We start from the raw sequence: 26,576 nt of genomic DNA on the forward strand, positions 1-26,576 counted from the left end.
GGTTCCATGCCCCACGCTTCCCTCCCCAAGGCCACCATCGTCCTCGACATCGGCAAGACCAACGCCAAGCTGGCGCTGGTCGATGACGAGACGCGCGCGATCCTCGCGATCCGCACCACCACCAACGAGGTCCTGACCGAGGGGCTCTATCCGCATTTCGACGTCGAACGGATCTGGAAATGGATCCTGGAGGGCCTGGCGGAATTCGCCGGCCAGGCGGCGGTCGGCTGCATCTCGACCACCACCCATGGCGCGGCGATCGCCGTCACCGACGGCGACGACCTCGTCATGCCGATCCTCGACTATGAGTTCAAGGGACCGGATTCCGTCGCCGAGGCCTACCGCGCCCTGCGCGGGGCGTTCTGGGAGACGCTGTCGCCGGACCTGCCGGGCGGACTCAATGTCGGTCGGCAATTGTTCTGGCAGGAGCGGACCTACCCTTCCGCCTTCGGCCGCGCGAAGACGATCCTGTTCTATCCGCAATACTGGGTCTGGCGGCTGACCGGCGTCGCCGTCAGCGAGCCGACGACGCTTGGCTGCCATACCGACCTCTGGAACCCGGAGGCCGGCACCTTCTCCCGGCTCGCCGATGATCGCGGCTGGTCGAAGCTGTTCCCGCCGATGGTGCATCCCTGGGACACCGCCGGCACGCTCCTGCCGGCACTCGCCGCGAAGACGGGGTTGCCCGCCGATTGCCGCGTCGTCGCCGGCATCCATGACAGCAATGCCAGCCTGCTGCCGCATGTCCTGCGTCGCCGCGCGCCGTTCTCGGTGATCTCGACCGGCACCTGGCTGATCCTGTTCGCCGTCGGCGGCTCGATCGCCGATCTCGACCCGGCCCGCGACTGCCTCGCCAATGTCGATGCGCTCGGCCGCGCCGTGCCCTCGGCCCGTTTCATGGCGGGACGCGAATATTCGCTGCTGACCGGCGATTCGAAGGCCGTGCCGACCGAGGCGGAGATTGCCCGCGTCGTGAACGAGCGGATCATGGCGCTGCCGTCGTTCGCGCCCGGCACGGGGCCCTTCGCCTTCCGCGAGGGGCATTGGAGCCATGATCCGGCGACGCTGACGCCGGGCGAGAGGATCGTGGCGGCAAGCCTCTATTGCGCGCTGACCGCCGAGACCTGCCTGCAACTGACAGGCGCCGCCGGCCCGATCGTCGTCGAAGGGCCGATCTCCCGCAACGCGCTGTTCCTGTCGGCGCTGACCAGCATCGTCGGCCGCCCCGTGGTCGCCCGCACCGATGCCACCGGCACGACCGAAGGCGCGGCCCTGCTCGCCAAGGGCCCGGAAGGCGTCGGCCCTGGCCTCCCCGACGCCGATCCCGCCCCGCCCTTCGCGCACGACCTCACGGCCTACGCGACCGCCTGGCGCGAGACGACGGAGTGAGAAGCGGGGGCATCTCTGAGAGAGTACCATCCTCTCAACATGCTGAGGATGCCCTTCCCACCCTCGCCAAGTACCAAGGCCGTCATCCCGGCGGAGGCCGGGATCCATACCCGCAGGCTCGCCGGAGAGAGGCTAGCCAGGGTTTGCTGGGCCGATGTTCATGGGCCCCGGCCTTCGCCGGGGCGACGAACGCTCCCACGCGCTGAAGTTTCGAATGAAGATCTTCGCGGCTATGCGAAGCCTCCCTCAGGGAGAGGTAAAAGAAGCCCCCGCGTTCACTCGCCCCGGCGCAGGCGTTCCAGCGCTTCCAGCCGGTCGCGGGCCACGCGGCTCTGCTCGGCGACGGCAGCCGTCAGCGCCTCGGCGAGCAGCAGCAGGCCGGCGCTCGAATCCCACACCGACGGCGCCGGCACATGCGCCGGCAGGACATGGCGGGCGACCTTGGAGATCGGCGAAAGCCAGGGATCGGTGATCAGGATGATCCGCGCCCCCTGCCGGGCCGCACGCTCGGCAAAGACGACGAGATCGTCGGAATAGCGCCGGATGTCGAACAGGACGATCACGTCCTGCTTGCCGATGTCGAGCAGACGGTCGAACCAGGCCGCCGGCTGGCCCTCGATATGCTGGACATGCGGCCGCAGCACGCGCAGATGCGCGGCCATATAGGCGGCGATCGCATCGGTGAAGCGGCCGCCCAGCAGATGCAGCGGCCGCCTTGGGTCGGCGATCAGCCGCACGGCGGCGTCGAATTCCTCGCGCGGTACGTTCTCCGCCGTGGCGCGGAGATTGGCGATTGCGGCCAGCGCGAACGCATCGAGCGGATCGCCGGCCGGCCGGATGCCGCCCTTGGTCAGGGGCGTGGCGCGCTGCGCCGCCAGCTCCTGCTTCAGCCCGTCCTGGAAGGCGCCATAGCTGGAAAAGCCGAGCTTGGCGATCATCCGCAGCACGGTCGGTGCGCTGACGCCGGCCGCCTCGCCGAAGCGGGCCGCCGTATCGAGCCCCGCCATCGGATATTCGGCCAGCAGCCGATGCGCCGCGCGACGTTCATTCGGCGTCAGCCGCCCGAGATCGCGCCGAATCTGCTCGGCGATCGAAGCCCCATTCCCGCTGTTCATGCCGCTCTGCCGCCGCCCCTGTTGCCGCATCGGAAGGCAGTTGACGCCTGCACTTCAGAATTGACGCGCAACACCCACCCTGTAACGTATATTTCAGTTCAGCGGCATCGGGGAGTCGAACGATGTCGCAGCGCCGGTATCAGGCGCGGCGATCGGGGGATCGGGTGATGGCGGATGGCTTGGCAGGCGCGGCAGACGAGGCGGCAACGCCCTTGCTCGCGAGCGACGAGCCGCCCGTGGTCGATCTCCAGGACAGCGCCGCCGGCCCCTTCGTCTTTCTCTGCGAACACGCCTCCAACCGCCTTCCCAAGGCACTCGGCGACCTCGGCCTGCCGGCCGAGGCGCTGACGCGCCACATCGCCTGGGATCCCGGCGCGGCGGCGATGACGCTGGGCCTCGCCGCCCGGCTTGGCGGCCCGGCGATCCTGCAGAGCTATTCGCGCCTCGTCATCGACTGCAACCGCGAGCCGGGCCTGCCGGACGCGATCACGACGCTGTCGGAAGATACCGCGATCCCCGGAAACCAGGATCTCGGGCCGGATGCGCGGCAGCAGCGCGTCGACGCGATCTGGGCGCCGTTCCACGCCGCGATCGACGATCTCGTCGAGGCGCGCGTCGCAGCCGGGAAGCCCAGCGTGATCGTCACGCTGCATTCCTTCACGCCGGTCTATCGCGGCATGTCGCGGCCCTGGCATGTCGGCATGATTTCCAGCGGCGAGCGCAGCTTTGCCGAGGCGATGCTGTCGGCGCTCCGGCGCGATCCCGCGCTGGTGGTCGGCGACGACGAGCCCTATTCGGCGCGCGACAATGTCGACTACACGATCCGCCGGCACGGCTTCGACCGCGGCCTGCCGCACGTCATGATCGAGGTTCGCAACGATCTCGTCGAGAGCGCCACCGATGTCGCGGCCTGGGTCGAGCGGCTGGGCGACGCGCTCGTCGAAAGCGCCGCCGCGCTCGGCCTTTCACCGGCGCAGGAAGACTAAGGGAGACAACGCCGTCCTCCGCGACGGCGAACGACAAGAACAAGCAGGAAGCAGGGCGGGCCGAACGGCGCAGACCGAAAGCCCGAAACTACCCGAGCGGATATCGCCGCCCGGCGCGGAACAAAGGGGAACTTCATCCGATCCGAAACGCAGCCGGGCTGCGGCCGGACGGGCAACAGAGACGGGAGCACTTGATGAGCCATCGCGAGGGGTATTCCGACAGCGACAAGAAGGCGGACATCCACGTCCTCCATTCCATGGGCTACGCACAGGAGCTCGAACGGCGGATGAGCCGCTTCTCGAACTTCGCCATCTCGTTTTCGATCATCTGCATTCTCTCGGGCGGCATCAATTCGCTCGCCCAGGCGACGTCGGGCGCCGGCGGCGCCGGCATCGGCATCGGCTGGCCGGTCGGCTGCCTGATCTCGGGCGTCTTCGCGCTGGCGATGGCGCAGATCAGCTCCGCCTATCCGACCGCCGGCGGCCTCTATCACTGGGGCTCGATCCTCGGCAACCGCTTCACCGGCTGGGTCACGGCCTGGTTCAACCTGCTCGGCCTCGTCACCGTGCTCGGCGCCATCAATGTCGGCACCTACTACTTCTTCGTCGGCGCCTTCGGCCCGACCTTCGGCTGGGAAGACACGACGACCTCGCGCGTGCTGTTCCTCACCGTGCTGACCGGCGCGCAGGCGCTGATCAACCACATGGGCATCGGCCTCACCGCCAAGCTCACCGACTTCTCCGGCTATCTGATCTTCGTCACCGCCGTGGTGCTGGCGATCGTCTGCCTCGCCGCCGCGCCGAGCTATGATTTCGCCCGGCTCTTCACCTTCGGCAATTATTCCGGCCAGGCGACGATGGCCGCCGACGGCACGCTGACCGGCGCGCCGGTCTGGCCGGCCGTGTCGGGCTGGTGGGTTTTCCTGCTCGGCCTGTTGCTGCCGATCTATACGATCACCGGCTACGACGCCTCGGCGCATACTTCCGAGGAGACCGTGAAGGCCGCCCACTCCGTGCCGCGCGGCATGGTGATGTCGGTCGTCTGGTCGGCCGTGTTCGGCTACATCATGCTGTGCTCGTTCGTGCTGATGCTGCCCAACATGGACGACGCGGCCAAGCAGGGCTGGAACGTCTTCTTCTGGGGCATGGACGCCCAGGTGAACCCGACGGTCAAGGTCATCCTCTATATCGCGATCTTCCTCTCGCAGTTCCTCTGCGGCCTGGCGACGGTGACCTCGGTGTCGCGCATGATCTTCGCCTTCTCGCGCGATGGCGGCCTGCCGGCCTCGCGGGCGCTGTCCAAGGTGAGCCCGAAGTTCCGCACGCCAGTCGCGGCGATCTGGACCGGCGCGATCCTCGCCGTGCTGTTCGTCTGGGGCTCGTCGCTCGTCTCGATCGGCGACACGCCGGTCTATACGATCGTCGTCTCCTGCACGGTCATCTTCCTGTTCTTCTCCTTCGTCATCCCGATCGTGCTGGGCCTGTTTGCCTATGGCACGGCCAAATGGCCGGCGATGGGGCCGTGGAACATGGGGCGCGGCCTGTTCTCCCTGTTCGCTGTACTCTCCATCATCTCTATGGTGCTGATCTTCTTCATCGGCGTTCAGCCGCCGAACGAATGGGCGCTCTACATCACCATCGGCTTCCTGGTACTGACGGCGATCATCTGGCTCGCCTTCGAGAACCGCCGCTTCCAGGGACCGCCGATCGGCGACGTCATCGCCAAGCGGCAGGCCGAAATCGCCGCGGCGGAAAAGGCGGTTGGCGAGATCTGAACCTTGCGGACCGGGCGGCCCACTCGCTGCCCGGTCCCGCCCAAGCGGCATGCTGCCATCCCGGAGGTGCGCCTCCGGCACTGAGGCTCACCGCTTCTTGCCCCGGCCCGAAGGGCTGGAGGGCGGCCGGATCCGATCGGGCTGCCCGCAAGCAGAAGCGCTCGACGGATCGAACAAGGAACTGCCATGGCCGGAAACCTGACGCTGAATGAGCTCGAGACGGCAATCGCCGACGGCACGATCGACACGGTGATCGTGGCCTTCCCCGACATGCAGGGACGCCTCGTCGGCAAGCGCTTCACCGGCCGCTTCTTCCTCGACAGCGCCATCAACGAAACGCATGCCTGCAACTATCTCCTCACCGTCGACATCGATATGGAGCCGGTGCCCGGCTACAAGGCGGCGAGCTGGGAGAAGGGCTATGGCGATTTCGTGCTGAAGCCGGACATCACGACGCTGCGCCGCATTCCCTGGCTCGAGGGCACGGCGCTGATGCTGGCCGATGTCTGCGACCATCATGGCGAGGACCTCGCCCATGCGCCGCGCTCGATCCTGAAGGCGCAGCTGAAGCGACTGGCCGACCGCGACATGAAGGCGTTCTTCGCCTCGGAACTCGAATTCTACGCCTTCAACGAGACGACCGAAAGCGCGAGCGGCAAGCGCTGGCGCGGCCTGAAGACGATGGGCGACAATATCGAGGATTACCAGATCCTCCAGACGACCAAGAACGAGCCGCTGCTGCGCGCCATCCGCAACGGCCTGATGGGCGCCGGCATCCCGATCGAGAATTCCAAGGGCGAATGGGGCCCGGGCCAGGAAGAGGTCAACATCCGCTATGCGGAAGCCCTCGAAATGGCCGACTGGCACGTCATCATGAAGAACGGCATCAAGGAGATCGCCCATCTCCAGAACCGCGCCGTCACCTTCATGGCGAAGTGGCGCTACGACCTCGCCGGCTCCTCGTCGCACATCCATTCCTCGCTCTGGGACGCCTCCGGCAAGAAGGCGCTGTTCTCTGATCCGAAGGACACGCTCGGCATGTCGGCGACGATGAAATCCTGGCTCGCCGGCCATCTGGCGCATGCCGGCGAGATGACGGCCTTCCTCGCCCCCTACATCAACTCCTACAAGCGCTTCCAGGTCGGCACCTTCGCGCCGACCAAGACCGTCTGGTCCGTCGACAACCGCACCGCCGGCTTCCGCGTCGTCGGCGAGGGCAAGTCGGTGCGCACCGAATGCCGCATCGGCGGCTCCGACCTGAACCCCTATCTCGCCTTCTCGGGCCTGATCGCGGCCGGCCTGCACGGCATCGACGAGAAGCTGGAACTGGAACCGGCCTTCGCCGGCGACGCCTATTATGCCGCCGACCTGCCCGAGGTGCCGAAGACGCTGCGCGACGCGATCGCAGCGCTGGACGGGTCCAAGGTGCTGCGCGCGGCCCTGGGAGACGAGGTGGTCGAGCACTATCTGCACACCGCCCGCTGGGAGCAGCACGAATATGACCGCCGCGTCACGGATTGGGAGTTGCAGCGCGGCTTCGAGCGGTACTGAACACATAGAGTGTGTATTTGACACACTCATGTTTATTCCCTAGCGTCACCTGAACTCTTTGGAGGGAGGCCCCATGAGCAAATATGACCCGCTGGCCCACTTCCTCGAACGCTGCACAGAGTCGGAGATCCGGATGACGTTCGAGGAGATCGAGGGAATTCTGGGCTTTCCGCTTCCGCCATCCCAAACGCATCGGGCCTGGTGGAGCAACAATGCCAGCAACAACGTCATGACGAAGGCGTGGCTGTCGGCCGGCTTTGAAACCGAGCAGGTGGACCTGGAAGGCCGCAACCTCGTCTTTCGTCGGGTCAAGCCTATCGCCTCGTCCCGCCAGACAGGCGAAGGCGGCAAAGCGGCCGGCAAGAAGTCGCCTCGCCGCAACCCACTCTTTGGCTACATGGCCGGTACGTTCACGATCGCACCGGGAACCGATCTGACGGCTCCGGCGGATGGCGAATGGGCCGATATGGCATGGGGCAAATCGAGCCAGGGTCGTGAGGATGCCGCGTGACGCAGCTTCTTCTCGATACCTGCGCCATGATCTGGGTCGCGGGCAACGCCGAGTTGGCCGAGCCCGCCATTGCGGCGCTGGACGATGCCGAGGACGAAGCTATGCCGGTCTTCCTGTCGCCCATATCGGCATGGGAAATCGGGCTCCTCGTCGCGCGCAATCGACTGACTCTGCCGACGCGACCGAAGGCCTGGCTGGATCGGCTCCTGAAGGCGCCCAATCTAAGGCTGGCCCAGTTGCCGCCGGGCGTTCTCATCGATTCCGCTTTTCTACCCGGAACTCCCCCGCGCGATCCCGCCGACCGGATCATCATCGCGACAGCCCGGGAATATGATCTCACAATAATGACTCGAGACCGCCTTATCCTTGACTATGCTGAAGCCGGGCACGTCCGGGCTATTGCTTGTTGAAAGAACCACTATGAACGCCCCCGTCCTGAAGATCATCACGCCCGTCGATGGCTCGGTCTATGCCGAGCGGCCGCTGGCTTCTGAAGCCGACGTCCTCGCCACGCTGAAAAAGGCCAAGGCGGCGCAGCGCGACTGGCGCACGGTTCCCGTCGCCGAGCGTGAAAAAATTGCGACCGCCTTCGTCGATGCCATGGTGGCGGAGAAGGACAAGGTGGCCGAGCTGATCGCCTGGCAGATGGGCCGGCCGATCCGCTATGGCCATGGCGAGATGCGCGGCTTCGAGGAGCGCGCCCGCTACATGATCGCCATCGCGGCGAAGTCGCTGGCCGATATCGACGCCGGTCCGAAGGAAGGTTTCAAGCGCTATATCCGCCGCGAGCCGCTCGGCGTCTGCCTGAACCTGCCGGCCTGGAACTTCCCCTACATGACGGCGCTCAATGCCGTGCTGCCGGCGATCCTCGCCGGCAACACCGTCGTGATGAAGCATTCGAGCCAGACGGCGCTGGTGGCCGAGCATTTCGCCTCGTCCTTCGCCAAGGGCGGCCTGCCGGCGGACGTGTTCCAGTTCGTCAACATGACGCATGAGACGACCGACAAGGTGATCCGCTCCGGCCTCGTCGACCAAGTCGGCTTCACCGGCTCGACCGCCGGCGGCCGCAACATCATGGCCTCCGTCGCCGGCGCGCCGAACTTCCCGGCCACCTGCCTGGAGCTGGGCGGCAAGGATCCGGCCTATGTCCGGCCGGACGTCAACCTCGCCTTCGCGGTCGAAAACATCGTCGATGGCGGCTTCTTCAATTCCGGCCAGTCCTGCTGCGCGATGGAACGCGTCTATGTGCATAAGGCGGTCTATGACCGCTTCGTCGAGGGCGTCGTCGCCACCGTCAACGCCTACAAGCTCGGCAGCCCCACCGATCCGGAAACGACGCTCGGCCCCGTGGTGCGCGCCTCGGCGGCCGAGTTCATCCAGGGCCAGATCGACGAAGCCATCCGCCAGGGCGCGAAGGGCCTGATCGACCCGAGCCATTTCCCGGAGGCCAAGGCCGGCACGCCCTATCTGGCGCCCCAGGTTCTGGTCGATGTCGACCATTCGATGCGGGTGATGACGGAAGAGACCTTTGGTCCGGCCTTCGGCATCATGAAGGTCAAGTCGGATGAGGAAGCCATCCAGCTGATGAACGATTCCGAATTCGGCCTCACCGCCGCGATCTGGACTGAGGACCTCGCCGCGGCCGAAGCGATCGGCGACCGGATCGAGACCGGCACGGTGTTCATGAACCGCTGCGATTATGTCGATCCGGCGCTCGCCTGGACCGGCGTCAAGGCAACCGGTCGCGGCGCCAGCCTGTCGCAGGTCGGCTACGAGCAACTGACCCGGCCGAAGAGCTTTCACCTTCGCACCAAGACCGACTAGGTCACTTCACCTCTCCCTGAGGGAGAGGTCGGCCCACAGGGCCGGGTGAGGGTTTACGCCCTATCCGGATACCTCCCCTACCCTCTCCCACCGGCTTCGCCGTCGACCTCCCCCAGGGGGAGGTGAAGCAAAGGATCCCGAGATGCTCGACAACTACGCCTCGCTGAACGCGAACTGGTCCTATCCCACCGCCATCCGCTTTGGCGCCGGCCGTATCGCCGAGCTGCCGGCGGCGCTGACGGCGACCGGCATGAAGAAGCCGCTCTTCGTCACCGATCCCGGCCTGGTGGCGCTGCCGATCGTGAAGAAGACGCTGGCGATCCTCGACGAGGCCAAGGTCGAATACGCCGTCTTCTCCAAGGTCGACGGCAATCCGACGCTCGCCAATCTCGATGAGGGTCTTGCCGTCTACAAGGCCGGCGGCCATGACGGCGTCGTCGCCTTTGGCGGCGGCTCGGCGATGGATATCGGCAAGACCATCGCCTTCATGTCGGGCCAGACGCGGCCGGTGTTCGATTTCGAGGACCGCGCCGACTGGTGGACCCGCGCCGACCCGAAGGGCATCGCCCCGATCATCGCCATTCCGACCACCGCCGGCACGGGCTCGGAAGTCGGGCGCGCCTCGGTCGTTACCGATCCGTCCGACCACACCAAGAAGATCATCTTCCATCCGCTGATGCTGCCGAAGATCGTCATCTCCGACCCGGAGCTGACCGTCGACCTGCCGGCCAAGATCACCGCCTGGACCGGCATGGACTCGCTGTCGCATTCCCTGGAGGCGTTCTGCAGTCCGTTCTTCCACCCGATGTCGGCCGGCATCGCGCTCGAAGGGATGCGGCTGGTCAAGGACTGGCTGCCCAAGGCCGTAAAGGACGGCCACGACATCCAGGCGCGCTCGCAGATGCTGATCGCCTCGTCGATGGGCGCGGTCGCCTTCCAGAAAGGTCTCGGCGCGATGCATGCGATGAGCCATCCGAGCTCCAGCCTGCGCGGCACGCATCACGGCCTGACCAACGCCGTCGTCATGCCCTATGTGCTCGCCTTCAACGCCCGGGCGATCGACGCCAAGCTGGCGGCCGCCGCCCGCTATCTCGACCTGCCCGGCCAGAGCGCGTCGAGCTTCGTCGACTGGGTGCTGGCGATTCGCGAGGAACTGGCCATTCCGCACACGCTGAAGGAAATCGGCGTGGATGAAACCGTGCTGCCGGAAGCGGCCCGCATGGCGGAACTCGACCCCTCGACCGGCGGCAATCCTATCGCCGTGACCGCCGCCGACTATGATCTCCTGTTCCGGAACGCAATCAACGGCAAGCTCTGAGAGCGACTGCACGCGCGGCGTGGTCTTGCACCGCCGCGCGTGACACGCCATGAAGGGCACCATTCGCGTCCGGAGAAACGTCAATGCCGAGCCCTACCGTTCAGAGCCCTGTCACCCAGAGCCCTGACATCGTCTGTATTGGCGAACCCCTGTTCGAACTCAATCAGGCCAAGGGCTCCGAGGCGTTCCTGCCGGGGCATGGCGGCGACACGTCGAACTGCGCGATCGCGGCCGCCCGCCAGGGCGCTTCGGTCGGCTATGTGACGGCCGTCGGCGCCGACAATTTCGGCCAGTCCTTCCTCGATCTGTGGAAGAAGGAAGGCGTGGATTTCAGCGCGGTCAAGATCGACCCCGCCGCGCCGACCGGCATCTATTTCGTCACGCACGGCCCCGAAGGCCATGTCTTCTCCTATCGCCGCGCCGGTTCGGCCGCGAGCCGGATGACGCCGGAAGAGCTGTCGCTGGGTTACATTCGCGACGCCAAGGTGATCCACACCTCCGGCATAAGCCAGGCGATTTCCTCGCAGGCCGCCGACCTCGTCTTCAAGGCGCTGAAGACCGCGCGCGAAGCCGGCGTGCTGGTTTCCTACGACACCAATCTGCGCCTGCGCCTCTGGCCGATCGAGCGCGCCCGCGCCGTCATCCATGCCGCGGCCGCGCTCGCCGATATCCTGAAGACCAGCTCCGACGACGCCTTCGAACTGACCGGGGAGAAGGACGCCGACAAGATCGCCGATTTCTACCTCGGCCTCGGCCCGAAGATCGTCATCGTCACGCTGGGCGCCGATGGCGCGCTGGTCGCGACAAAGGAAAAGCGCATGGTGATCCCGGCGATCCCGGTGAAGCCCGTCGATGCCACCGGCGCCGGCGACACGTTCGACGGCGCCTTCCTAACGGAATATCTGCGCAGCCGGGACGCCTTCGCCGCCGCGCGCTACGCCAATGCGGCGGCCGGCCTCGCCACCGAAGGCTATGGCGCCGTCGCGCCGATGCCGACGCGCAGCGACGTCGAAGCGGCGCTCCTCAACCGAAAATGACGACAGGCGATCTGGCCAACGCTCCCCTCCGGGAGCCCTCGACGACGGCCGGACGCCCGGTTCGTCGCTGCGTGCTCTATCTCGGCGGCTACGATCCCGTTGCGCCGGAAAAGTTCTTCGCCCGTCAGGCGCGCGAGCTCGGCCATTTTCGCACCACCTGGGATGTCGAGGCCACGCCGACTCCGGCCCGCCCGTCGCCGGATGGCCATGTCTGGCGCACCGAGATCGAGACCCGGGGCGATGGCTGGACCGTCGAGACCGATTTTCGCCTGCTCGCCTGGGATGATTTGGTGAAAGGCGACTTTGCCCGGCCGATCTGGCAGCGCATCCCGCTATCCCTCGGGCTCCTGGCCGATTTCCTCGTCTCCGGCACGATCTTTCGCTATTTCCTCGCTGCCTGGCGCTTCGGCCTCTATTTCGTCGCGCCATTCTTCTTCTCACTGCTGTTCGTCATCGCTGCCGGAATGGCCGCTGCGCTCGTCCTGCGCCTCGATCACGCACTCGCTCCCTGGCTGGCGCCCATTGTCGGCGTGCTCGTCTATGTCGGGCTGATGCGATGGCCGGGAAACCGCTGGTTCGTCAGCCACCTGCTCGATGCGCGCGTCTTCATGGGCGAATATATGCGCGGCGGCAGGCCGGACATGGAAGCGCGCGTCGACCGCTTCGCCCGCGAAATCGTCACCGTCGCGGCCGAGCCGGGGCTCGACGAATTGCTGATCATCGGCCACAGCCAGGGCAGCGTCTTCGCGCTCGAGGCACTCGAACGCGCGCTCTCGCTCGATCCGGACATCACCCGGCGCGGCCTGCCGATCTCGGTGATGACGGTCGGGTCCTGCGTGCTGCAGCTCGGCCTGCACCCGGCGGCGAAGCAGCTTCGCGCCCGGGTCCAGCGCCTGCAGGCCGAGGATGGCGTCGACTGGCTGGAATTCCAGACCCTGACCGACGTGGTGAATTTCTACCGCACCGACCCCGCCAGGCTGATGCGGCTCAAGCCGTCGCCGGACCGGGTTTTTCCGCATGTGCTCAATGTGCGCATCCGCGAAATGCTGCAGCCGACCGATTACAGCCGCATCCGCAACAGTCTTTTCCGTGTGCACTATCAGTTCGTCATGGGAAACACGCGCCGCTACTTCTATGATTTCTTCCAGATTTGTTGTGGTCCGATGGTCCTGCGCGAGCGCTTCTCCCTGTCCGAGAAGCCGGCAGCGCGGAACCATACGGAAGCCTGAGGGGACGACATGACGCAATTTGCCGCCACGATGTGCTGGGTCGCCGGACTGGTGATCTGGTTCATCATCCGCCTTCCCCACCAGCGCCGCGCCCGCAAGCATGCCATCGTGGATTCCCGCAATCGCGGCGGCCAGCAGACGCTGGTGGCGATCTCGGTGGTCGGCCTCGGCCTGGTTCCGGGCTTCTGGGCGCTGACCGGCATGGGCGCGCCCAGAGGCGCCAACCTGCCCTTCTCGCCCGCCGTCGCCTATGCCGGCATCGTCGCCGTCATCGCCTATCTCTGGTTCTTCTATCGCAGCCACAAGGATCTCGGCCACAACTGGTCGGCGACGCTGGAGATCCGCGCCAAGCACACGCTGGTGACGAGCGGCGTCTACCACTATGTCCGCCACCCGATGTATGTGTCATTCTGGCTGATGGCGATCGCGCAGGCGCTTCTGCTGCAGAACTGGTTCGTCGGCCTCGCCGGCATCGTCGGCGTCGGCATCCTTTATTTCTTCCGCGTGAAGAAGGAAGAGAAGCTGATGCTGGACACATTCGGCGGCGTCTATCGCGACTATGCAAGCAAGACCGCCCGGCTGATCCCGTATATTTACTAAGGGGTTAGCCGATCAGGATTACCACCCTCGCCGTCATCCCGGGCTTGACCCGGGATCCATACAGCCGGGGCATGGGGCGTCTCGATCGGCAAGGCTTCGGCGGCATGGATCCCTGCTTTCGCAGGGATGACGCGGAGTGTGGAACGAGCGCCAGCGATTTGCCGACGCTCGTTGAAACGAAGAAACTCAGTTGGCGTTCATCGCCGCGAGAAGCTTCGCGCCGTTGTTCTCGAACATCTTCAGATAGGTCGGCGCCGCGCCGTCCGGCGGCGACAGCGCGTCGGAGAAGAGTTCGCCGCCGATCGTGACGCCGGTCTCGCGCGCGATCTGGTTCAGCAGGCGCGGATCGGTGATGTTCTCGGCGAACAGCGCCGTGATCTTCTCCGCCTTGATCTGGCGGATGATCTTGGCGACGTCGGCAGCCGAGGCCTCGCTCTCCGTGCTCACGCCCTCCGGCGCGACAAACTGGATGCCATAGGCATCGGCGAAGTAGCCGAAGGCGTCATGGCTGGTGACGATCTTGCGCCGCTCTGCCGGCACCTTGGCGAATTCCGCCTTGAAGTTCGCGTCGATCGCCTTCAGCGCCGTGGCCAGCTCTTCACCCTTGGCCTTGTACTCCGCCGCGTGCTCCGGGTCGGCGGCGGAGAGCCCGGCGACGATGTTCTGGACATAGAGCACGCCGTTCAGCGGGTTCTGCCAGGCATGCGGATCGACGCTGTGCGAATGGCCCTCATGCGCTGCGTGGTCGTGGCCGTCATGATCGTGCCCCCCCTCGGCCTTGGCCTCCGGCTTGTCGTGGTCATGCCCCTCCTCTTCCTCCGCGCCGGTCCAGGCGATCGGCTTGACGCCTGTGGTGGCAATCACCTTCTCGCCCTTGAAGCCGGAGACCTTGATCAGCCGGCCGAGCCAGCCTTCGAGGCCGAGGCCGTTCTCGACCAGCACCGCCGCGCCGCCCATCGCCTTGGCGTCGGCCGGGCTCGGCTCGAAGGTATGCGCGTCGCCATTCGGGCCGACCAGCGTGCGGACCTCGACGTGGTCGCCGCCGATTTCGGACGCGAGATCGCCGAGAACGGAGAAGGTCGCGACGACCTTGAGCTTGTCGGCGGCCTGGGCCGGCAGCGCCGTGCTCAGGACAAGCGCCGCCGCGATGAGCCAAAGACTTGACTTCATTGGGTAGTTCTCCTGCATTGGAAACGTAGAATTCAGCCCCTCAGGTGCCTTGCCCGCAGCGCCTGGCTGGCAAAGCTGCCATGGCGGCCCGCGAGTATGGAGACAGCGTGGATCGCACCGGCCGCCAGGATGATGGCCGGCGAGGTCGGCAATTCGGCGTGATAGGAAACCAGCAGGCCGACCAGCGACGACACGATGCCGATGATGGCCGAGGCGCCGATCTGGCCGGGCACGGTCTCGCTCCAGAAGCGGGCCGAGGCGGCGGGAAGGACGATCAGGCCAACCACCATCAGCGTGCCGAGCGCGTTGAAGCCGCCGACCAGATTGAGCACGACCAGCGCCAGGAAGAGGAAATGCGCCAGCCCACCGGCGCCGCCGACGCTCTTCAGGAAGCCGGGATCGAAGCATTCCGCGACCAGCAGCCGGTAGATCAGCGCCAGCGACAGCAGCGTCACGGTCGCAATGCCGCCGATCAGGTAGATCGACGGATCGTCGAGCGCCAGCACATTGCCGAACAGCACATGCAGCAGGTCGATGTTCGAGCCCTTGATCGAGACGATCATCACGCCAAGCCCGAGCGAGACGAGATAGAAGGCGGCGAAGCTCGCATCCTCGCGCAGCGGCGTCGTGCGGGCGATGGCGCCGGCGCCAAGCGCCACCAGCAGGCCGGCCGCGACGCCGCCCACCGTCATCGCGAACAGCGAGAAGCCCGACAGCAGGAAGCCGATCGCGGCACCGGGCAGGATCGCATGTGCCATCACATCGCCCATCAGGCTCATGCGGCGCAGCACCAGGAACACGCCGATCGGCGCGCCGGATATCGACAGGGCCAGGCACCCCATCAGGGCGCGGCGCATGAAGCCGAATTCGATGAACGGCCCGAAGAGAAGATCATAAAGGGCCATCAGGCGGGCATCTCGCACAGTTCGGCATTGTCTTCGAACGCCTCGTGCAGGTGCCGGGCGCGGGCGAGATTGGCGTCGGTCATCACCTCGGCCGTCGGGCCCCAGGCAACTTTTTCACGCGCGAGAAGCAGGGTTTCGGGGATGCGCTCGCGCACGATGTCGAGGTCGTGCAGCACGGTGACGACCGTGCGCCCCTCGCCATGCCAGCTCTGGATCAGCGCCAGCAATTCCTCGGTCGTGCGCGCGTCGATCGCCGTGAACGGCTCGTCGAGCAAAATTAGACGCGTGTCCTGCAGCAGCAGCCTGGCGAACAGGGCGCGCTGGAACTGACCGCCCGACAGCGTGCCGATGATGCGGTCCTCGAAGCCGGTCAGCCCAACCGAAGCCAGGGCTGCCTCGACCGCGCCGAGCTGCTTGCGGCCGATCGACGAGAAGATGCCCGCCTTGCGCCAGAGGCCCATGGCCGCGACGTCGAGCACGCGCATGGGAAAGGAACGGTCGAGCGCGCTCTGCTGCGGCAGATAGCCGATATCGGAGCGGCCGACGCCGTCGAGGGCGATGCGGCCACTATCCGGCTTGATCAAACCGACAATGCCCTTGAGCAGCGTCGACTTGCCGGCGCCGTTCGGGCCGAAGATCGCGGTGAACGAACCGGGCGCGAACGTACCCGAGAGGTGATGCACCGCCGGGTGACGCCGGTAGGACAGCGTCAGATTGTCGAGGCGGATGGAGGGAGCGTTGCGTTTCAGCATGTCGGCCTCAGGCGATCGCCCAGAAGATGCCGAGCCAGATCAACCCGATCAGCAGCACCGCGATCACCAGGCGCTCGATAGCCGAGGCGAGGAACATCGAATGCTTATAGGCGCGCGGGATGGCGACGGCGTCGTGCGGCGCGGCGTGCTCATGGCCGGCGGAATGCGCATGGCTGTGACCATGGTGGGGATCCTGCCCGTGCGCCGGGGCGGGGATGGTTCCGCCCTTCGTCGCTATGCCTGGGTTCGCGTTTGCCATGGCTGGTCCGTCTCGCTGCCGATTGCCAGATGTTATGTTATATCATTTCACACGATGCAAGAGGCGCGCGGCGGATTTTTCGAACCGGCGACCGCGACAGGGTCGCAGGCCCGTCGCGGTGGGGATCGCTTGCGCGGTGATCGATATCTCGGGACTGCCAAAGTCGTCCTTGCCAATTCCGCAGGCCGATCAAGAACTCAACGCCAGAGCGGCCTCGAATACTGGAATTAGAATAATTTCAAGGTGTTACATATTCTTGACTCACCTGGCCAAGAGGTCCAAACGTCGCCCATCCGCGCCACGATCGGTGGACGCTTTGACAACAGGCCTTCCCTGTTGATTGGAGTGGACGATGGATTTCACCTTCCCCCGCGCACAGCCGCATTCGGCCCGGCGCGCGCATTCCAAGGATAAGCGCTAATGGCGACGCGCCTGCCTTGCGGAGGCACCCACCGCTATCTCGAGCGGCAGCCGGAAAAGCTTGTTGTCGAAGGCTTGCGCCGCTGGATGCAGGGCTGCGAGCGCGGTTCGGCGACCTGCTGGGACCTGGCCGCGAGCCTCTATGCCGAGGAACTGGGTTCGGCCGAGGGCCGGCGCGTGCTTGGCGCGCTGGCGCACTGGGTCGAAGCGCTGCGCAGCTGGATGGACCGGCCCGCCGGCCTGTCGCCCTCGCACTGCCCGCGCCTTTGCCTCGACGAATGCTGCGCCGTTTCGATGATTGCCGCCTGCCAGAACCATGACGAAGGCAGCCTGCTCGAGGCCATGGAGCGGCTGATCCTGCCGGAGGGCCATGCCGAGGTCGTCCGCGCCACCCGGAACTTCGCCGAAGCCCTCGCCGATACCGGCCAGATCCTCATTCCGGTTCCGCAGGCCGTGATCCACGAGATCGCCACCCGCCCCTGCCGCCGGCTGTTTCACTGAATTCACCGCACCCATTCACGCACGGAGACGATTGTGAACCTCAAGAAGATGCTTCTCGCCGCCACGGCGGTGCTTGCCCTGTCGGGCGCCGCGCCCGCCCTGGCCGCCGACGCCCCGGCCGCCAGCGCCGTGCTCAAGACCTATGGCGACATCGCGCAGGCGAAGTATGAAGACGCGCTGGCCGGCGCCAAGGCGCTGAACGTCGCCGTCGACGCGCTGATCGCCAACCCGACCGATGCGACGCTGGCCGCTGCCCGCGACGCGTGGAAGGCTTCGCGCCCGGCCTATCAGCAGACCGAGGTCTACCGCTTCGGCAATGCCATCGTCGACGATTGGGAAGGCCGCGTGAACGCCTGGCCGCTCGATGAAGGCCTGATCGACTATGTCGACGCCAAGTCCTATGGCGACAGCTCGGATTCGAACCCGCTCTATACCGCCGACGTCATCGCCAACAAGACGCTGCAGATCGGCCCGGACAAGGTCGACGCGACGGTGATCAATGCCGAGCTTCTGCACAAGCTGCAGGAAGCCGGCGACGTCGAGGCGAATGTCGCCACCGGCTATCACGCGATCGAATTCCTGCTCTGGGGCCAGGACCTGAACGGCACCGGTCCGGGCGCCGGCAACCGTCCCGCGACCGATTACGACACCAAGAACTGCACCAATGGCAATTGCGACCGCCGCGCCGCCTTCCTGAAGGCAGCGACCGACCTGCTGGTCGCCGATCTCGAAGAGATGGCCGCCAACTGGAAAGCCGATGGCGAGGCGCGCAAGCAGCTGGCCGCCAAGGGTGACGAGGGCGGCCTCGCCACGATCCTGACCGGCATCGGCTCCCTCTCCTATGGCGAACTGGCCGGCGAGCGCATGAAGCTCGGCCTGATCCTGCACGATCCGGAAGAGGAGCATGACTGCTTCTCCGACAACACGGCCAACAGCCACTATTACGACCAGGCTGGCATGGTCGCCGCTTGGCAGGGCAAGTATACCCGCACCGACGGCTCCGTCGTCGAGGGCCCGAGCATCCGCGAGCTGGCGGCTGCCAAGAACGCCGACGCCGCCAAGCGCGTCGACGAGGCGCTGGCTGTCACCACCGCCAAGATGCAGGTCCTCAAGGACACGTCCGACAAGGGCGAAGCCTATGACCAGATGATCGGCCCCGACAACGCAGCCGGCAACGCCATCGTCCAGGCGGCGATCGACGGTCTCGTCGGCCAGACCCGCGCGGTCGAAGCCGTCGTCGCGGCGCTCGGCCTGAAGATCGAGGTCGAAGGTTCCGACAGCCTCGACAACCCGGCCGCCGTCACCGCCGAGTAACGGTCACAATTGGCCCCTATTGCGGGCCGCAATTCCGGCGTGGCCACCTTCCGTGGCCACGCCACCAGAGCCCCCCGATCATGATCTCGCGCCGTTCCGTCCTTCTCGGTTCCGCTGCCATGGCAGGCTCCGTCCTGTTTGGCCGCCCGGGGAGCGCTCCCGCCTTTACCCGGCCGCTGCCGCCCACGGCCCCCGTCGGCGCGGAAAGCGTCGTCTCGCTCCAGCTGAAGGCGGCCGAGCGCCAGCTTTCCCTGCCCTGCTTCAACGGCAAGAGCCTGCCGCTCTGGACCTTCACCGACGCAGCGCTGCCGCCCATCGTGCGCGTGAAGCTCGGACAGCGCCTCAACACCCATCTCGTCAACGGGCTGACCCGGCCGGGCGAGCATGTCTCGATCCACTGGCACGGCATTCGCCTGCCCAACGACCAGGACGGCGTGCCCTATCTGGTGCAGCCGCCGGTCGAGTCGGGCGAGAGCTACGACTATTCCTTCGTGCCGCCCGATACCGGCACCTTCTTCTTCCACACGCACTGCAACTCGGCCGAACAGCTTGGCCGCGGCCTGGTCGGCATCCTGATCGTCGAGGGTGACGCGCCGGAGCCTTATGACGCCGACGAACTGGTGGTGCTGAAGGACTGGCGCATCGACGAGGCCGGCACCGGCTTCCTGCCTTTCCTGACCCAGGAGGGCGCCGGCAAGGCCGGCACTTTCGGCACGGTGCGCAGCGTCAATGGCGCGATCCTCCCCGACATCACCCTGCCGGCCTCCGCCGATGTCCGCCTGCGCATCGTCAATGTCGACCCGACCCGCCTGACCGAGATCGGCATTGAAGGCGCCGAGGCCGCGGTGGTGGCGATCGACGGCATTGCCTGCCCGCCCTTCCCGCTGCGCTCCTGGCGCATGGGGCCGGCGATGCGCGCCGACCTGATCGTCCGCACCCCGGCGGATGGCGGCACGGCGACGCTGGTCGATTATTTCGCCGCCAAGCCGGTGCCGCTCGCCCATCTCGTCGCGCAGGGTCCGGCGCGCCGGAAGGGGCCGTTCGATCCGGCACCGCTCGCTGCTGGCCGGATACCGGCGCCCGATCTTGCGAACGCGACGCGGTTTCCGATCACCTTCTCGGCCACCGCCACCGGTGCCGCCGTCGCGGATCTCGTCGCCGATGGTGCGCCGCTCGGCCCGCTTTGCCTTTCGGAGAGCAATCTCTGGGCGATCAACAAGGCATCCTGGCCGAGCGACATGCAGCAGATTCCGCCGCCCATGGCGACGCTGGAACGCGGCAAGACCTATATTTTCGAGCTGCGCAACGTCACGCCGCACATGCACCCGATCCATTTGCATGGGCACAGCTTCAGTGTGCTGAAATCGAACCGCCGCGACCTGCCGGAGCACCACGCCGATACGGTGCTGCTGCTGCCGAAGGAGCGGATGGAGATCGCCTTCGTTGCCGACAATCCCGGAAAATGGATGCTCCACTGCCACATCATCGAGCATCAGGAGACCGGCATGATGGCGTGGTACGAGGTCGCGTGAGGATCGCGCCGATGCGCCTGCGCCACGCCATTCTCGCGCTCGCTTTGTTCACCGCGCTGCCTGCGCTCGCCACGGCCGATGGGCTGGACGCGGCGATCGGAAAGGCGCTGTTCGACCGAATCTGGGTGCAGGCGCCCTCCTCGACGCTCGCCAATGACGGGCTCGGGCCGCTGTTCAACGAGAAGAGCTGCGCCAGCTGCCATTCCGGCAAGGCGCTCTCGGCCAAGCTCACCGTGCAGCCCGACGGCACTTTGGCGCAGCGCGGGCTCGCAACGCGCCTCGGCGATGCGCATGGCATCACCGACCCGGTCTATGGCCGCCAGATCCAGCCTCGCGCGGTCTCCGGCCTGATCAGCGAAGGGACGGTCACCTATGCGCTGCCGGACGTGGCCCGCGGGCCGCTGGCCGTCATCTTCGCGCCGAGCCGAGGCGATCTTGCGCCCGAGACCCGCCTCGGCCCCCGCCAGGCGCCCTCGCTGCGCGGCATCGGCCTGATCGAAAAGGTGGACGAGGCCGCCGTGCTGGCGCTCGCCGAACGCAACAGGACGCATCCCGACGGCATTGGCGGCCGGCCGCATTTCGTGCAGGTCGACGGCAAGCCGATGCTCGGCCGCTATGGCTGGAAAGCCTCCGCGCCGAGCCTGAGCCAGATGACCTCTGACGCCTTCATGCTGGATATCGGCATGTCGAGCCCGCTGGCGCCCTTCCCGCATGGCGATTGCACCAAGGCCGAGCCCGATTGCCTCGCGGCTCCCGATGGCCGAAGCCCGACCTTCGACAATGAAGAGATCTCCGGCGAGATGGTGCGGCTGCTCAACGCCTATCTGAAAAGCCTCGCCGCGCCGAAGCCGGTCGATCCGCCGCCGCCCGGCGCTGCCCTGTTCGCTTCGGCCGGCTGCGCCGCCTGCCACGTGCCTAGCCTGCCGGCCAAGGGCGGCGGCACGGTCGCGATCTATAGCGACCTGCTGCTGCACGACATGGGCCCGGCCCTCGATGACGGCGTCGGCGAACCGGGCGTTGCCTCGTCCGAATGGCGCACGGCACCGCTTACCACCCTGGCCTTTCGCAAAGATGCCGACCGACGCTACCTGCATGATGGCCGGGCCGGCACACTCGATGAGGCCATCCGCGCGCATGGCGGCGAAGCCACGGCCGCCAAAACACGCTATGAAGCCCTTGTGGCGGCCGACCGGGCCGCGCTCGTCGCCTATCTGGAAACGCTATGATCGCGATCACCAAACGCCTGCTGCTGCTGTCGCCCCTGCTGCTCGCGGCGCGGCGCGCCTTCGCGCAATCCGGCGACGCACCGGCCAAGCCCGGTCCCAGCACCGAAGCGCTGGACAAGGTCGCGAAGAAGGCGATCGACGACTATTTCATCCCGTCCTACGAGGCGCTGCGCGACGCGACGGCCAAGCTGGTCGCGGGGATGAGCGAGAGCTGCAAGAACCCGACCGCGGCGCCGGACGAAAAGGTTCGCGCCGCCTTCACGGCCGTGCTGCAGGCCTGGGCTCATGTCGATTTCCTGCGCTTCGGCCCGATGGCGGAAAAGGCCCGGCTGGAGCGCTTCTCCTTCCTGCCCGATCCGCATGGGACCGGAGCGCGCCAGTTGCGCCAGATCCTGGCAAAGCCCGATCCGGCGCTGCTCGAGCCCGGCGCGATCGCTAAGAAGAGCGCCGCCGTGCAGGGCATGCCGGCCTTCGAGGCACTGGTCTTCGGCGCATCCGACGACGCCGAGACCTCCGCCTATCGCTGCCAGCTGGCGCTTCGCATCGCCGAGAACCTCAACCTGATCGCCACCGAAGCGGTGACCGAATGGACCCGCCAGAGCGGCTGGCGCGACCTGATGCTGAGCCCCGGCGGCGCCAACATCGTTTATCGCGACGCGACCGAGCCGCTGGTCGAGATCCTGAAGGCGGTTGTCACCGGCCTGCAGCAGATGCGCGACCAGCGCCTTCTGCCGGCGCTGGGCAAATCGATCGAGACGGCGAAACCCGGCCGTGGCGCCTTCGTCAAATCCGGCGAGAGCTTCGCCTACCTGAACGCGTCCGCCGATGCGATCGACCGGCTGGTCGAACGCTCTGACGTGTTCAGCCTGACGCCCGCCCAGGCCGCGACGCTGCTGGCCGCGACCGAAGCGGCGATGACCGATTTCCGCCAGTCGATCGATGTCGGCAAGCCCTGGCCGGAGGCGCTGGCCGACCCGGCCAGCTATGCCCGGCTGCAGCATGCCTTCGAGGTGCTGAAGACGGTCGAGGATATCTTCAATTTCCGGTTCGCGGAGGCGGCGGGCATCTCGCCGGGGTTCAATGCGCTCGATGGCGACTGAGGCGAGCGGCATACGCGGCCTGGCGGGACGCGCGCTGCGCGCGATCCTGCCATTTGCCCGCGAAGAAGGCGGCGCGACTGCGCGGCAGGTTTTCGTCTCCTCGGTCCGCGTCGGCCCGCGCCAGCATGAACTGCTTCTCATCGACGAGCGGGGCGCGGCGGTCGGCCGAATGAAGCTCGCCGGCCGCGCGCATGACATCGCCATCGATCCCGAGCGCAAGCGTCTTGCCGTCTTTGCCCGCCGGCCCGGTTATTTCGCCGTCATTGTCGACGCAGGTTCCTGCACGCCGCTGGCGACCATCACCCCGCCCGAGGGCCACCATTTCTTCGGCCATGGCATCTTTTCCGCCGATGGCCGTCTGCTCTATGCGACAGAGAACCGCTTCGGCGAGGATCGCTCGCGCGGCGTCGTCGGCATCTATGATGCGAGCGGCGAGAGCTATGACCGCATCGGCGAATTCGAGACGCATGGCGTCGATGCGCATGAAATGCTGCTCGCCGGCGATGGCCGCACGCTGGTGATCGCCAATGGCGGCATCGAAACCCATCCCGATTACGGCCGTCAGAAGCTGAACCTGGCCGAGATGCGCCCCTCGATCGTGCGCATCGACAGCGCTACCGGCGACCTGCTCGACGAGACGGTTCTGGACGGCTCGCTCAACCGGCTTTCCATGCGCCACATGACCTTCGACGGCGCCGGCGCCGTCTGGTTCGGCTGCCAGTGGGAGGGCGAGCGCGGCGTCCGACCACCGCTGGTCGGCCGCATCGGCAGGGACGGCAAGGCGAAGCTGATGGCCTTTCCGGATAAGGTAGCGCCGCTGGCCCGCAACTATATCGGCTCGGTCGTGGCGAGCCGCGACGGCTCGACCATCGCCACCTCGTCGCCGATCGGCGGCCAGGTGTTCTTCTGGGACGCAACCAGCGGCGATTTTCGCGATGTCGTGGCATTGCCGGATGGCTGCGGCGTCGCCGCGACCGAAGGCAAAGCGTTTTTGGCGACCGCCGGCGACGGCCGGGTCATGCGCGCGGAAAGCGGCAGGCTGACGCCGGTCGCGAGGCGCGACGCCCAGTTCGACAACCACCTAAGACGGATCTGAGGCCGGACACGGGATCTTCACCTCTCCCTGAGGGAGAGGTCGACGGCCGCAGGCGGGCGGGTGAGGGTTTACGGCCTATCCGGCTTGGCGCTTCAAGGGGTGCCGGCGGTTCTATCCTGCGGGTTCCCTAAACCCTCACCCGGAGCTTCGCTCCGACCTCTCCCTCAGGGAGAGGTAACGAATAGAGCGCTCGATCGAGCCCCCTACTCCGCGTGCACCGCCGCCAGCCGGCGTTCCTCGTCGACGATGTAGTCCCGGATCACCGGGACGTCGTCGCGCTGCTTGGAAAGCAGCATCTGGAACACGAAGTTCGAGCCGTGCAGGAATCCGAGTTCGACCGAGGCCAGATAAAAATCCCACATCCGGCAGAAGCGATCGCCCATCATGGCGACGGCTTCCTCCCGCTTCGCCTCATAGGCAAGCCGCCAGTCGCGGATCGTCCAGTAATAGTGCAGCCGCAGGCTCTCCATGTCGGCGCACCAGGTTCCCGTCCGCTCCAGCGAGGCGAACACTTCCGACAGTGCCGGAACATAGCCGCCGGGGAAGATGTATTTGCGGATGAACGGCGCCGTCGTCCCGGGCGGCGACATCCGGCCGATGCAATGGACGAGCGCGAAGCCGCCCGGCTTGGTCAGGCGCTGGATGGTCTCGAAGTAATTGTCGAAATTCGAGACACCGATCGCCTCCATCATGGCGATCGAGACGACGCGGTCATAGCTGCCTTCGAGATGACGATAGTCCTGCTCGAGGAAGGTCACCTTGTCGGCGACGTTTTCTTCGAGCGCCCGCGCCCGCGCCACGCCGATCTGTTCGGGCGAGAGCGACACGGAGGTGACGCGCACGTCGTAATTGCGCGCCAGGAACGTCGCGAGCGCGCCCCAGCCGGAACCGATCTCGGCGATATGCATGCCCGGCTCGAGCCTCAGCTTGGCGGCGATGTGGCGAAGCTTGTCGATCTGCGCCTGGTGCAGCCCGACATCCGGCGCGGTATAATAGGCGCAGGAATAGGTCATCGTATCGTCCAGCCAGAGTCGGTAGAACTTCGGCGGGATATCGTAGTGATGCTTGATGTTTTCGGCCGCGCGCGGGATCGAGTTGCGCTGCTGGCTACGACGCAGCGTCCGCCAGACCTTGCGCAAACCCTTCTGGATCGGATGCGCCGCGAGCCCGCTGCGATTGACCGAGAACAGCGACAGGAGGTCGAACGCCGTGCCGCCATTCTCCACGGTCATCCGCCCGTCCATATAGGCTTCGGCGGTCTTCAATTCGGGATTGAGGAAGATCTCGCGCTCGACCTTCTTGTCGGCGAAGCGGATCGTGACGTCAGGACCGTTTTGGCCGGACCCGAAGACATGCCGCTTGCCCTCATGGTCGAGCACGGTGAGACGGCCATTTCGCACGAACCGCTTCAGCAGATGAGATAACAGGCGCATGCACACTCCCCCGTCCAACGAATAGGATCAAAGCGGCTCGACGACGTTTGTGCAACCGGAAAGCGTACAGCCCGGTGCGTAGACGGTTTTACAAATCGACAGCTCTCGAAACCGCGCAACCCGCTCACGACGCCGCGCATTGGGACGGCATCCACACCCCAAGGGTGACCCGCTTTCACTGGACATTCGGATCGCCGTGCCCCAGATGTGCAGAACCCACCCATGACCTCCCCGAGGCTTCACCTCTAATGGATTTTGTAGCTGCCGAGTTGGTCGCGCTCGCGACCGTCGTCCTCATCGACCTTGTCCTTGCCGGCGACAACGCGATCGTAGTCGGCATGGCGGCCGCCGGCCTGCCGAAGGACGTCCGCAAGAAGGCGATCATCGTCGGCATCGCGGCGGCGGCCGTCCTGCGCATCATCTTCGCCCTGTTCGCGACCAAGCTCCTCGGCATTATTGGCCTCACGCTGGCGGGCGGCATCCTGCTGCTCTGGGTCTGCTGGAAGCTCTGGCGCGAGATCCGCACCGACCATGACGCGGAGGCCGCCGAACAGCAGGCGGCGATCGCCAGCGCCGAGAGCGCGCCCGGCAAGACCTTCAAGCAGGCCATCACCCAGATCATCATCGCCGACGTGTCGATGTCGCTCGACAACGTGCTGGCGGTGGCCGGCACCGCGCGCGAGCACACCTGGGTGCTGGTCGTCGGCCTCGTGCTGTCGGTGGCGTTGATGGGCGTCGCCGCCAATTTCGTCGCCCGCCTGCTGAAGCGGATGCCGTGGATCGCCTATGTCGGCCTGGCCGTTATCGCCTGGGTGGCCTTCAAGATGATCTTCGATGGCGGGCTGGAAGTGTTCCACTTCGCTGATGTCGCCGGGGTATTTTGAGCGCCGCGCCGCGCACTCCTTCCTCCCTGCTGCCGCTGGCAGCCATCGCAGCCGCCTTTGTCTGGAGCTTTGCCGAGGCGACGGTCTTCTTTATCGTCGCCGACGTGCTGCTGACCTTCATCGCCGTCGCCATGGGCCTGCGCGTCGCCTTGCTGGCCTCGCTCGCGGCGGCGATCGGCGCGGCCTGCGGCGGCATAATCATGTGGCGCTATGGCCTGGCCGATCCCGTCGCCGCAACGAATCTTCTGGCCGCCGTCCCCTTCGTTTCCTCCGGGATGATCGCCAAGGGCATGGCCGGCATGGCAAGCGCGGACTGGCCGCTCGCCATGCTGCGCGGGTCGGTCACCGGCATTCCCTACAAGGTCTACGCGGTCGCCGCCGGCAAGGAGGGCCTGACCGCCCTGCTCTTCTTCGGCGTCACGATACCGGTGCGCCTGCTGCGCTTTACCGTGGCAAGCAGCCTCGTTGCCGCGATCGACGCGCCGCTCCGCCGCCGGTTCGACCTCAGGCGCCGGCTGATGCTGCTCGCGACCTTCTGGCTACTGTTCTACGGCGAGTTCGCGTGGCGCTGGTTCAGCTAGAGCCTTTTGCCGTTTCTTTGAAACGGCGCAACGCTCCAACTCCCGTTGGGGCGCGTTTTCTGGACGCG

25 protein-coding genes are annotated in these 26,576 nt (G+C 66.4%); 19 read left to right on the forward strand and 6 right to left on the reverse strand.

All coding sequences use genetic code 11. The features are described 5' to 3' along the window. Positions 1 to 6: 6 nt before the first annotated feature. On the forward strand, positions 7 to 1,389 hold the full coding sequence (locus tag ACHMWQ_RS21245) for an FGGY-family carbohydrate kinase (protein WP_396308984.1): 1,383 nt from the start codon (positions 7 to 9) through the stop codon (positions 1,387 to 1,389). A gap of 275 nt (positions 1,390 to 1,664) precedes the next feature. On the opposite strand, the gene ACHMWQ_RS21250 is transcribed toward ACHMWQ_RS21245, so the two are convergent. Next, positions 1,665 to 2,504, reverse strand: a complete 840-nt coding sequence (locus ACHMWQ_RS21250) for a MurR/RpiR family transcriptional regulator (protein WP_354550778.1) — start codon at positions 2,502 to 2,504, stop codon at positions 1,665 to 1,667. Positions 2,505 to 2,626: 122 nt separating this feature from the next. Here ACHMWQ_RS21250 and ACHMWQ_RS21255 point away from each other — a divergent pair, with 122 nt between their 5' ends. From ACHMWQ_RS21255 to ACHMWQ_RS21300, 10 genes are all read left to right on the forward strand, one after another. Next, a complete protein-coding gene (locus ACHMWQ_RS21255) occupies positions 2,627 to 3,490 on the forward strand; it encodes an N-formylglutamate amidohydrolase (RefSeq protein ID WP_396308985.1) in 864 nt (287 codons plus the stop codon). A 194-nt stretch (positions 3,491 to 3,684) separates the two neighbouring features. Then, entirely contained in the window at positions 3,685 to 5,265 is a 1,581-nt protein-coding gene (locus ACHMWQ_RS21260) for an amino acid permease (protein ID WP_396308986.1), read from the forward strand. A 186-nt stretch (positions 5,266 to 5,451) separates the two neighbouring features. Beyond that, complete coding sequence (locus tag ACHMWQ_RS21265; RefSeq protein WP_396308987.1) at positions 5,452 to 6,816, forward strand: glutamine synthetase family protein; 1,365 nt, start codon at positions 5,452 to 5,454, stop codon at positions 6,814 to 6,816. A gap of 73 nt (positions 6,817 to 6,889) precedes the next feature. Beyond that, positions 6,890 to 7,327, forward strand: coding sequence for a hypothetical protein (locus tag ACHMWQ_RS21270; RefSeq protein WP_396308988.1), 438 nt, complete (start codon positions 6,890 to 6,892; stop codon positions 7,325 to 7,327). Next, positions 7,324 to 7,737, forward strand: coding sequence for a type II toxin-antitoxin system VapC family toxin (locus tag ACHMWQ_RS21275; RefSeq protein WP_396308989.1), 414 nt, complete (start codon positions 7,324 to 7,326; stop codon positions 7,735 to 7,737). The genes ACHMWQ_RS21270 and ACHMWQ_RS21275 overlap by 4 nt, the downstream gene beginning before the upstream one ends. A 10-nt stretch (positions 7,738 to 7,747) precedes the next feature. Continuing rightward, positions 7,748 to 9,151, forward strand: a complete 1,404-nt coding sequence (locus tag ACHMWQ_RS21280; RefSeq protein WP_396308990.1) for an aldehyde dehydrogenase family protein — start codon at positions 7,748 to 7,750, stop codon at positions 9,149 to 9,151. 142 nt (positions 9,152 to 9,293) lie between these two features. After that, on the forward strand, positions 9,294 to 10,469 hold the full coding sequence (locus ACHMWQ_RS21285) for an iron-containing alcohol dehydrogenase (RefSeq protein ID WP_396308991.1): 1,176 nt from the start codon (positions 9,294 to 9,296) through the stop codon (positions 10,467 to 10,469). A gap of 83 nt (positions 10,470 to 10,552) precedes the next feature. Next, entirely contained in the window at positions 10,553 to 11,506 is a 954-nt protein-coding gene (locus ACHMWQ_RS21290; protein WP_396308992.1) for a sugar kinase, read from the forward strand. After that, positions 11,503 to 12,735, forward strand: coding sequence for a lipase (locus ACHMWQ_RS21295; RefSeq protein WP_396308993.1), 1,233 nt, complete (start codon positions 11,503 to 11,505; stop codon positions 12,733 to 12,735). The genes ACHMWQ_RS21290 and ACHMWQ_RS21295 overlap by 4 nt, the downstream gene beginning before the upstream one ends. Positions 12,736 to 12,744: 9 nt before the next feature. Further along, a complete protein-coding gene (locus ACHMWQ_RS21300; protein WP_354550793.1) occupies positions 12,745 to 13,335 on the forward strand; it encodes a protein-S-isoprenylcysteine O-methyltransferase in 591 nt (196 codons plus the stop codon). 186 nt (positions 13,336 to 13,521) lie between these two features. Here ACHMWQ_RS21300 and ACHMWQ_RS21305 read toward each other — a convergent pair whose 3' ends face one another. From ACHMWQ_RS21305 to ACHMWQ_RS21320, 4 genes are read right to left on the reverse strand one after another with little or no spacing between them, the layout of a single operon-like run. Continuing rightward, positions 13,522 to 14,505, reverse strand: a complete 984-nt coding sequence (locus ACHMWQ_RS21305) for a metal ABC transporter substrate-binding protein (RefSeq protein ID WP_396308994.1) — start codon at positions 14,503 to 14,505, stop codon at positions 13,522 to 13,524. 32 nt (positions 14,506 to 14,537) lie between these two features. Then, the gene (locus ACHMWQ_RS21310) at positions 14,538 to 15,410 is read right to left on the reverse strand and encodes a metal ABC transporter permease (RefSeq protein WP_396308995.1); all 873 of its coding nucleotides are present in this window, start codon (positions 15,408 to 15,410) and stop codon (positions 14,538 to 14,540) included. Continuing rightward, the gene (locus ACHMWQ_RS21315; RefSeq protein WP_396308996.1) at positions 15,410 to 16,162 is read right to left on the reverse strand and encodes a metal ABC transporter ATP-binding protein; all 753 of its coding nucleotides are present in this window, start codon (positions 16,160 to 16,162) and stop codon (positions 15,410 to 15,412) included. The genes ACHMWQ_RS21310 and ACHMWQ_RS21315 overlap by 1 nt, the downstream gene beginning before the upstream one ends. A gap of 7 nt (positions 16,163 to 16,169) precedes the next feature. After that, positions 16,170 to 16,421 carry a hypothetical protein gene (locus ACHMWQ_RS21320; RefSeq protein WP_396308997.1) on the reverse strand — a complete coding sequence of 84 codons (252 nt, stop codon included), beginning with the start codon at positions 16,419 to 16,421 and terminating at the stop codon, positions 16,170 to 16,172. A gap of 420 nt (positions 16,422 to 16,841) precedes the next feature. Here ACHMWQ_RS21320 and ACHMWQ_RS21325 point away from each other — a divergent pair, with 420 nt between their 5' ends. The 6 genes from ACHMWQ_RS21325 (at position 16,842) to ACHMWQ_RS21350 (ending at position 23,610) form a co-directional block, all read left to right on the forward strand. Beyond that, positions 16,842 to 17,342 carry a hypothetical protein gene (locus ACHMWQ_RS21325; RefSeq protein WP_396308998.1) on the forward strand — a complete coding sequence of 167 codons (501 nt, stop codon included), beginning with the start codon at positions 16,842 to 16,844 and terminating at the stop codon, positions 17,340 to 17,342. Positions 17,343 to 17,390: 48 nt separating this feature from the next. Next, positions 17,391 to 18,656 (forward strand): imelysin family protein, encoded by a 1,266-nt coding sequence (locus tag ACHMWQ_RS21330; protein ID WP_396309505.1) that lies wholly within the window; start codon positions 17,391 to 17,393, stop codon positions 18,654 to 18,656. Between the two features lie 119 nt (positions 18,657 to 18,775). Beyond that, entirely contained in the window at positions 18,776 to 20,188 is a 1,413-nt protein-coding gene (locus ACHMWQ_RS21335) for a multicopper oxidase family protein (protein WP_396308999.1), read from the forward strand. Positions 20,189 to 20,199: 11 nt separating this feature from the next. Beyond that, complete coding sequence (locus ACHMWQ_RS21340) at positions 20,200 to 21,414, forward strand: di-heme oxidoredictase family protein (protein WP_396309000.1); 1,215 nt, start codon at positions 20,200 to 20,202, stop codon at positions 21,412 to 21,414. After that, positions 21,411 to 22,514 (forward strand): imelysin family protein, encoded by a 1,104-nt coding sequence (locus ACHMWQ_RS21345; RefSeq protein ID WP_396309001.1) that lies wholly within the window; start codon positions 21,411 to 21,413, stop codon positions 22,512 to 22,514. The genes ACHMWQ_RS21340 and ACHMWQ_RS21345 overlap by 4 nt, the downstream gene beginning before the upstream one ends. Then, the gene (locus ACHMWQ_RS21350) at positions 22,504 to 23,610 is read left to right on the forward strand and encodes a DUF1513 domain-containing protein (RefSeq protein WP_396309002.1); all 1,107 of its coding nucleotides are present in this window, start codon (positions 22,504 to 22,506) and stop codon (positions 23,608 to 23,610) included. Before ACHMWQ_RS21345 ends, ACHMWQ_RS21350 begins: the two co-directional genes overlap by 11 nt. A gap of 203 nt (positions 23,611 to 23,813) precedes the next feature. Here ACHMWQ_RS21350 and ACHMWQ_RS21355 read toward each other — a convergent pair whose 3' ends face one another. Beyond that, the gene (locus ACHMWQ_RS21355) at positions 23,814 to 25,043 is read right to left on the reverse strand and encodes a class I SAM-dependent methyltransferase (protein WP_396309003.1); all 1,230 of its coding nucleotides are present in this window, start codon (positions 25,041 to 25,043) and stop codon (positions 23,814 to 23,816) included. Between the two features lie 248 nt (positions 25,044 to 25,291). On the opposite strand from ACHMWQ_RS21355, the gene ACHMWQ_RS21360 reads away from it, so the two are divergent. Together ACHMWQ_RS21360 and ACHMWQ_RS21365 are read left to right on the forward strand one after the other, a co-directional pair. Then, positions 25,292 to 25,927: a YjbE family putative metal transport protein gene (locus ACHMWQ_RS21360; protein ID WP_396309004.1), complete on the forward strand. Its 636-nt coding sequence runs from the start codon at positions 25,292 to 25,294 to the stop codon at positions 25,925 to 25,927. Next, positions 25,924 to 26,508, forward strand: coding sequence for a hypothetical protein (locus tag ACHMWQ_RS21365; RefSeq protein WP_396309005.1), 585 nt, complete (start codon positions 25,924 to 25,926; stop codon positions 26,506 to 26,508). The genes ACHMWQ_RS21360 and ACHMWQ_RS21365 overlap by 4 nt, the downstream gene beginning before the upstream one ends. Positions 26,509 to 26,576: the final 68 nt, after the last annotated feature.

The sequence above is a fragment of the Kaistia sp. UC242_56 genome (assembly GCF_044452255.1).
Taxonomy (GTDB): domain Bacteria; phylum Pseudomonadota; class Alphaproteobacteria; order Rhizobiales; family Kaistiaceae; genus Kaistia; species Kaistia defluvii_A.